This is a genomic window from Paenibacillus silvae (assembly GCF_014639235.1).
Taxonomy (GTDB): Bacteria; Bacillota; Bacilli; order Paenibacillales; family Paenibacillaceae; genus Paenibacillus; species Paenibacillus silvae.
The window spans coordinates 22783-28971 of the sequence record NZ_BMFU01000026.1; the positions used below are offsets into that span (position 1 = coordinate 22783).

At 47.4% G+C, this 6189-nt stretch carries 6 protein-coding genes; 5 read left to right on the forward strand and 1 reads right to left on the reverse strand.

All coding sequences use genetic code 11. The annotated features are described in order from the left end of the window. Entirely contained in the window at positions 1–489 is a 489-nt protein-coding gene (locus IEW26_RS29795; RefSeq protein WP_188594982.1) for a hypothetical protein, read from the forward strand. A gap of 261 nt (positions 490–750) precedes the next feature. Here the strand turns inward: IEW26_RS29795 and IEW26_RS29800 are convergent, their stop codons facing one another. Further along, positions 751–1212 (reverse strand): MarR family winged helix-turn-helix transcriptional regulator, encoded by a 462-nt coding sequence (locus IEW26_RS29800; RefSeq protein ID WP_111272629.1) that lies wholly within the window; start codon positions 1210–1212, stop codon positions 751–753. 396 nt (positions 1213–1608) lie between these two features. Between IEW26_RS29800 and IEW26_RS29805 the strand changes: the two genes are divergently transcribed. The 4 genes from IEW26_RS29805 to IEW26_RS29820 all read left to right on the forward strand — a co-directional run bounded on the left by IEW26_RS29805 (position 1609) and on the right by IEW26_RS29820 (position 5925). Further along, entirely contained in the window at positions 1609–2940 is a 1332-nt protein-coding gene (locus IEW26_RS29805; protein ID WP_188594983.1) for an MFS transporter, read from the forward strand. A 320-nt stretch (positions 2941–3260) separates the two neighbouring features. After that, complete coding sequence (locus IEW26_RS29810) at positions 3261–4001, forward strand: ABC transporter ATP-binding protein (RefSeq protein ID WP_188594984.1); 741 nt, start codon at positions 3261–3263, stop codon at positions 3999–4001. 17 nt (positions 4002–4018) lie between these two features. Continuing rightward, complete coding sequence (locus IEW26_RS29815) at positions 4019–5266, forward strand: ABC transporter permease (RefSeq protein ID WP_188594985.1); 1248 nt, start codon at positions 4019–4021, stop codon at positions 5264–5266. A 260-nt stretch (positions 5267–5526) separates the two neighbouring features. Further along, positions 5527–5925: a hypothetical protein gene (locus IEW26_RS29820; protein ID WP_229730106.1), complete on the forward strand. Its 399-nt coding sequence runs from the start codon at positions 5527–5529 to the stop codon at positions 5923–5925. Positions 5926–6189: the final 264 nt, after the last annotated feature.

The following is a 6189-nucleotide window of genomic DNA, read 5'->3' on the forward strand; positions in this document are numbered from 1 at the left end:
TTGAGCAAACCACTGATGATTGCCCTGCGGCCTGTATCCTATCCTGTTCGAATTATGGCGGCCATTCTGGCCTGTGTTTCGTTGTCCATAATCACGTCTTTCATGGAGTATGTACCTGTTGCCGAGCGGTTGGAGAATACATACTATTATCCGTTATGGTATTCCGTAGTCATTATCATGCTGATCCATCTCGCAATTGCAGCTTTACTCATTATTCCGCTTTCATTTCTGACGGATGCCGTATCAGTGTCTATAGCGCAAAGGTTCAATGGAACTGCACTAAAGCTTGTGTCTGTAGCGGCTGGTTATGTCCTGCTGGCGGGGGCAAGCGGTATGTTTTTCTCTGTGTTTATGTATAGAGGAGATGTGTCCCTGTATGCAGGTGCAATTCGCCAGATGGTTATGATTACTCTTATGTTTGCAGGCTGGAAAATTGTTCTTGGAGCAGGTTTTCGGTGGCTGCGGAACAGAAGGCGTGCGTTGGTATAAATCCAGATATAACAAACAGGATAGAAGGCTCGTTTTGCTATGGTTGAAGAAATGTGGTGTGAAAAAAAGAACATGAAAAAACCGGATTAGCCCTGGTCAGGGTTAATCCGGTTTTTTGATGCATTCATGCAAGACATGAATGAGTCATACTGCTGATGCTGAGTATGCTTCATATGGCTGACCGCCTTTGTCATGAAGCAGGGCAACGCATGCAGCTTGAGCTGCACTAGATGCAAAGAAGCTACGCCATATATGCTGCTCTCAGCTGTTCGCTGACAAGCTGTCTGCACCATGGGCCAGTCTGCCCAGCAGATCGGACAGCAGCTCCTTATCCTCTTCACTCAGACCGCTAACAGCGCGATCAATCTTGGTTGCATAGCCTGGATAGATTTCATCCATCGTGCGTTGACCTTCCTCGGTCAGCTCGACAAAAATGATGCGTCTGTCCTGTGGACAATGCTTGCGACGAAGCAGCCCCTTTTGCTCCAGCTTGTCAATGACATAGGTGACGTTTCCGCTCTGCAGCAGCAGCTGGGCACCCACCTGCTGAATCGGCTGTGCTCCTTTCATATATAACACTTCGAGCACTCCATACGCAGTCGGATTAAAACCATGAATTTTACTTCCAGATACAGCGTGTTCATTCACACTTTTGAATGTTTGGGCCAAGGTGCGGTACAGATGAAGTGAACGCTCGGTCCCGATTTCTTGTAATTCCAGCATGCTGATCCCGCCTTTCAGTGTATTTATATAAGTTGATGTGATGGAAAAGGTTCTCTTGCATCGTTCCTGTATAAGATCAGATCAACTTATATGAGTTGGATCGTATCGTTTGACGATGCAGGACACCGTCTTGAATCTATTGTAGACCTCTGTTTCAGTGAAAAACATGCGATATGTCACAAGATTTGCATTTTTAGCATTTAAAATTTGATCATTCATGAAGATTTACCTGGGATTTGGCCATATTTAAACATTTGATTAGAGATGAAGCGCGGGAAGGAAAAATCATCCTGCGGGTTCCCCATAATCTCCGTCCCGGGCATGAGGTTCTGCAAGCAAATCTTTTATACAATCATTATCATAATAAACATTCGGGGTTGATGGAGGAGAAGAGAGATGGGCAGCAAATACGCAATTGATGTACAGGGTTCACTGAAACAAAACCGTCCATTCGTGACACTGATGGTTTCACAGGCGATATCCAATCTGGGAGATTGGCTGCATCTGCTGGCGATTTTTACACTGGTTGGTTTGCGCTGGAATGCTACGCCGTGGGAGATTACGTTTGTGACGTTATCCGCCGCACTGCCGATTCTGCTCACAGGTCCTTTTGCTGGTGCGCTGGCGGATCGTTTGAATCGAAAATGGCTGATGATTACCGCCGATGGGGCGCGGATTGTCATTGTGGGTGCGTTAATTTTTGCCGATCAGATCTGGCATGTCTATGTACTGCTTGTTCTGAAATCACTGTTCGATGTGGTGTTCTCCCCGGCGAAGAACGGCAAGCTGAAGGAGCTTGTGCCGCATCACCAGCTTGCTCAGGCCGTGTCCATCAGCTCTGTGATCGAACAGATGTCCAAAATTATCGGCCCGGCTCTGGGCGGCCTGCTTGTCGCAGCATTTGGTGTTGCCTGGTGTTTTGTGCTGGATGCCTCGTCTTTTCTGATCTCAGGCATCATTTTATTATGGATTCCCGGGTATCGGGTGATCCAACAGGCGAATTCCGACGTAACCGGAGCAGAGGAACAGACAGCATCATCTTCTCAAAGTAAATCATCTTTCTGGAAAGAAACGCTGGAAGGCATCCGTATGCTCGCTTCTCTTCCTCATATCGGAACGTCACTTCTTTTGCTGGCAGCGGCGATTCTGTTTCTGCAATTTGCTGATTCACAAACTGTGGTGCTATTCAGGCAGCTTCCGGGTATTTCGGGTGATCTGCTCGGCTGGTGTGTTGCAGCAAGCGGTGTCGGAACATTACTCGCTGCGATGAGTGTGAGAAAGTGGAAGACTGCAGGCCACGGTTTGAAAATGGGGCTGGGCACGGCCGTTACAGGTCTGGTCATCGGTACGGCTGGTGTGGTCGTTAGCGTATGGCCTTCGGCTGGACTGGGTGCACACCTGCTTCTTATCTCATTATTTGCTCTGGCAGGTGTCGGAATCGGGTTTGCTATAGTACCTTTTCAGATTTTATTGCAGGAACAAACTCCGGAGCCAATGACGGGCAGGGTGTTTGGAACCGTGGGCAGCGTGATGACAACAAGCAATATTTTTGGCCCTGTGGTCGGTGGATTGCTGGTCACTTCCTTCGGAGTTATTCCGGCGTTTGTAAGCTCGGGTATTCTGCTAACGCTGCTGGGGGTTTTATATTTGTTCAAGCCTAAAGGCAAGAAGATGCCCGTGGAGGAAAGTGTTGCGTCAAAAACTGCTGTATCTGGAGAGCTGTCCTAAGGTTTATTCTAACCAGTGAAGAATTCATGGCAGAAATCCCTGTAACCTAATTAATTTTTATGGGGAAAATCGCATGCCTTTGTTCTACCAAGGCGAGACGCGGAAGGTGAGAGTGCGACCTCCACAATGGTGGAGAGCAATCGTTAATATAGTTTTTACCGTATCAAAAAGAGGCAGGGGCTGCGGAACCCTGCTTCTTTAATTTCGAAGGAAGTGGATGGGCCAATTTTTGCTCAAATTGATCAAACACGATAAGCAAAACTCCTTTACAATAACAATAGATCACCAATGTAAACTTGATTGGACAGGAGTGTGGGGATATGACTGCATTTGATGATAGAGAAGAACAAGCTTTAGCTGATCCTATTCTGAACGTACATATTCGCGAAGCGGGTTACGCACCGGGGCAGTCTGCGATCCGCAACATTCGGATGCAAGTTGCACCGGGAGAACTGGTAGGCATTATCGGACCTAACGGTGCCGGGAAAAGCACAACCATCAAAACACTGCTCGGTCTGCTGGAGCATGCCGATTACGATGTAAATATTGCCGGGGAAGGGCGGTACGCCTATATTCCCGAACAGCCTGTTTTTTACGAATATATGACGTTGTGGGAACATCTTGATCTGGCAGCTGCTGCTTATGAAATCGAAGAAGAGATATTTACGGCGAGAGCAGAGGAACTGCTGCTTCGATTTGGCATGCACCATGTGCGGAATGATCTTCCTGCCAGTTTTTCCAAAGGGATGCGCCAAAAAATGATGCTGATGATCGGTTTCCTATCCTCGCCGGATATCTATATTGTGGACGAGCCGTTTATCGGGTTGGACCCGCGGGCAACGAAAGACTTTCTGAAACTGCTGGATGATGAACGACGTCGCGGGGCAGGGGTGTTAATGTCAACACATGTGCTGGATACAGCTGAACGTATCTGTGACCGCTTTATTCTGATTGCTTCAGGCCGATCGGCTGCGGAAGGAACATTGGATGAGATTCGTGCTGCTGCGGGCATGCCGGATGCATCGTTATTTGACTGTTTTGATATGCTGACATCGGAATGATGGGGAGGGACACGGCTATGGAACATAAACGTTATACACCCCACCTATTATACCAGAGAAGACGTAGGGAGCACCTGCGGGAACAGTGGCGCAATTTCAAGCTTGTGGTGGATTGGACAGTATGGCTGTATCTGCTTATTCCGGGACTGCTCTATTTTGTTGGCTGGTATACCAGTCTCTGGACCAAGCCTATGCCAGCATGGACCACTGGATTGTCGTTGCCTTTCCTTACGGGCATCATTGAATTGGTGATTCTGACGGGTGGTGTTCTGCTTTTTGTGGAGGAAGCCGATGTGCTGTTTCTGAAGTCGAGACGATTCTGGATGCGAACATTAATGAAGTGGGGCCTTCTACGGGTGCTATGGTTACAACTGGGAAAAATGATGCTTATCACTGCACTTGTCGCACCACTGTTTGTTCGTGTGTATGAGATGTCTGTGTATCAGATTGTGTTAACAAGTATCTGGCTGGGAATCACAGCATCGTTTCAGGTTATAGCTATACATACGATTAAAGTTCGATATATTGGCTGGCGCCGCTGGCTCCTGATGGGCTTGCTTGTTATTTCCATGGGATGGATGATAATTCGCACATCAACGTGGATGCTTGGGGAGACGTGGAAAATCGGTCTGAGTATAGCGGTCGTTTCGCTGCTATTCATAACTCTTATGCAACTGCGATTGTTTATGAAGGGCACTTTTGAAGGAGATGTGCGAGAGGATCTGCGAACCAGAATAAGGCTGACTGCACTTATGTTGAGTCAGGCCGTGAGCAAACCCAAGGCTCAGAAAACTCGCACGATTGTTTTTCGTAAATCTCGTCCGTTATTGCGTAAACGCTCCATACTGAACCGGACGGCGGAGATTGGATTCAAAGCATTTTTCCGCAATTCCGCTACGCTGAAACTGTATTTGCAGTTGGGTGGCCTATCGTTAGCAGCGGTTGCTCTGCCACCATTTCCAGTGAATGTGATCGTATGTGGACTATTGGTCATTATGCTTACTCTGATGCTGTATCGTTCCTGGGATGAGCTGGCGACCTCGGATTATGTGGAACTTCTGCTCAATTATGATTCGGATGGGCTGCATGGGGCAGGTTTAATTATGGTTCGAATGTTATTGTTTCCACTCGTGACGTTGATGGGTTATGCCATGGGCTTGACTTGGCTCGGCTGGCTTGCCGGTTTTCTGACAGCAGTGTGTACATTAGCGTTTGCTTATGTAGTCGTGTCTGTCACAGGCTGGATCAGACAGACTCGTGCATGATTATACAGAGCTAATAATATAGCAGAACCAAAGCATTCCTTTATCGATAGTGGTTGAAAGGAATTCAATGACTGAAGCATATCACGCCGCTTTACTGCCCATGCTATAGAAGACCAGCCCTGTGAATCCAATATAACTTATAAAATCTGAATCCTGTGAAGTATTGACGAATGGATGAAGCATTATTGAATGGATGAATGATCGCATGGGTATCGGATGAAAGGGCGAGACGAGAATTCTATAGTCAGGAGGAGTTGCGTGTGATGGATAACAGTGAGCTTCAAGTGCATTTTTCCGATCCTTCAGAACTGCTTGCGGCAAAAGCAACCTTGGAGGAGTTAGGTTATAAACCGTATCAGTCTGCACCACTTGAATTATACATCCCGACAGATCGTCAGGACCCGCAATCTGCGGTTGAGATTGTTCAGTCGCATGGAGGGAGTGCAGTTTTTGCTTCTTCAGCAGAGGAAATGGACCTGTTTCAAAATGTATCCATTCCCGCTCATCTGGTGAACGAGGACTGGAACGAGCAGTATGCACGCGGTGGAAGCCAGACGTTGAACAGCACCCAAAGTACAAGTTCAAGCGAACACAACCATAGCGACGACCCGGCTTATGACGATGCTGCGGATGGGTTTTCGGGCAGTGTCAAGGCTTGATATTAATTAAACATGCACAAAACATAACTGAAGCAGAGAGCTGCGTAAAATGCTTGCGGCAAAGTAACAACGACACTGAGATGGAATATAAGATGACTGTAACAAAGAATAGAGGCACCTCGTCAACGATTATGAAAATAATTGATGGGGTGCCTTTTTTATTTTAGCGTGCCCAGCTAAGCACGCATCTTCTAGCCGGTGAAAGTCCGGTCGCAGGAGGGGCCAAGCCCCTGCGTAGCTAGGATACTTGCGTATGGCGAAATC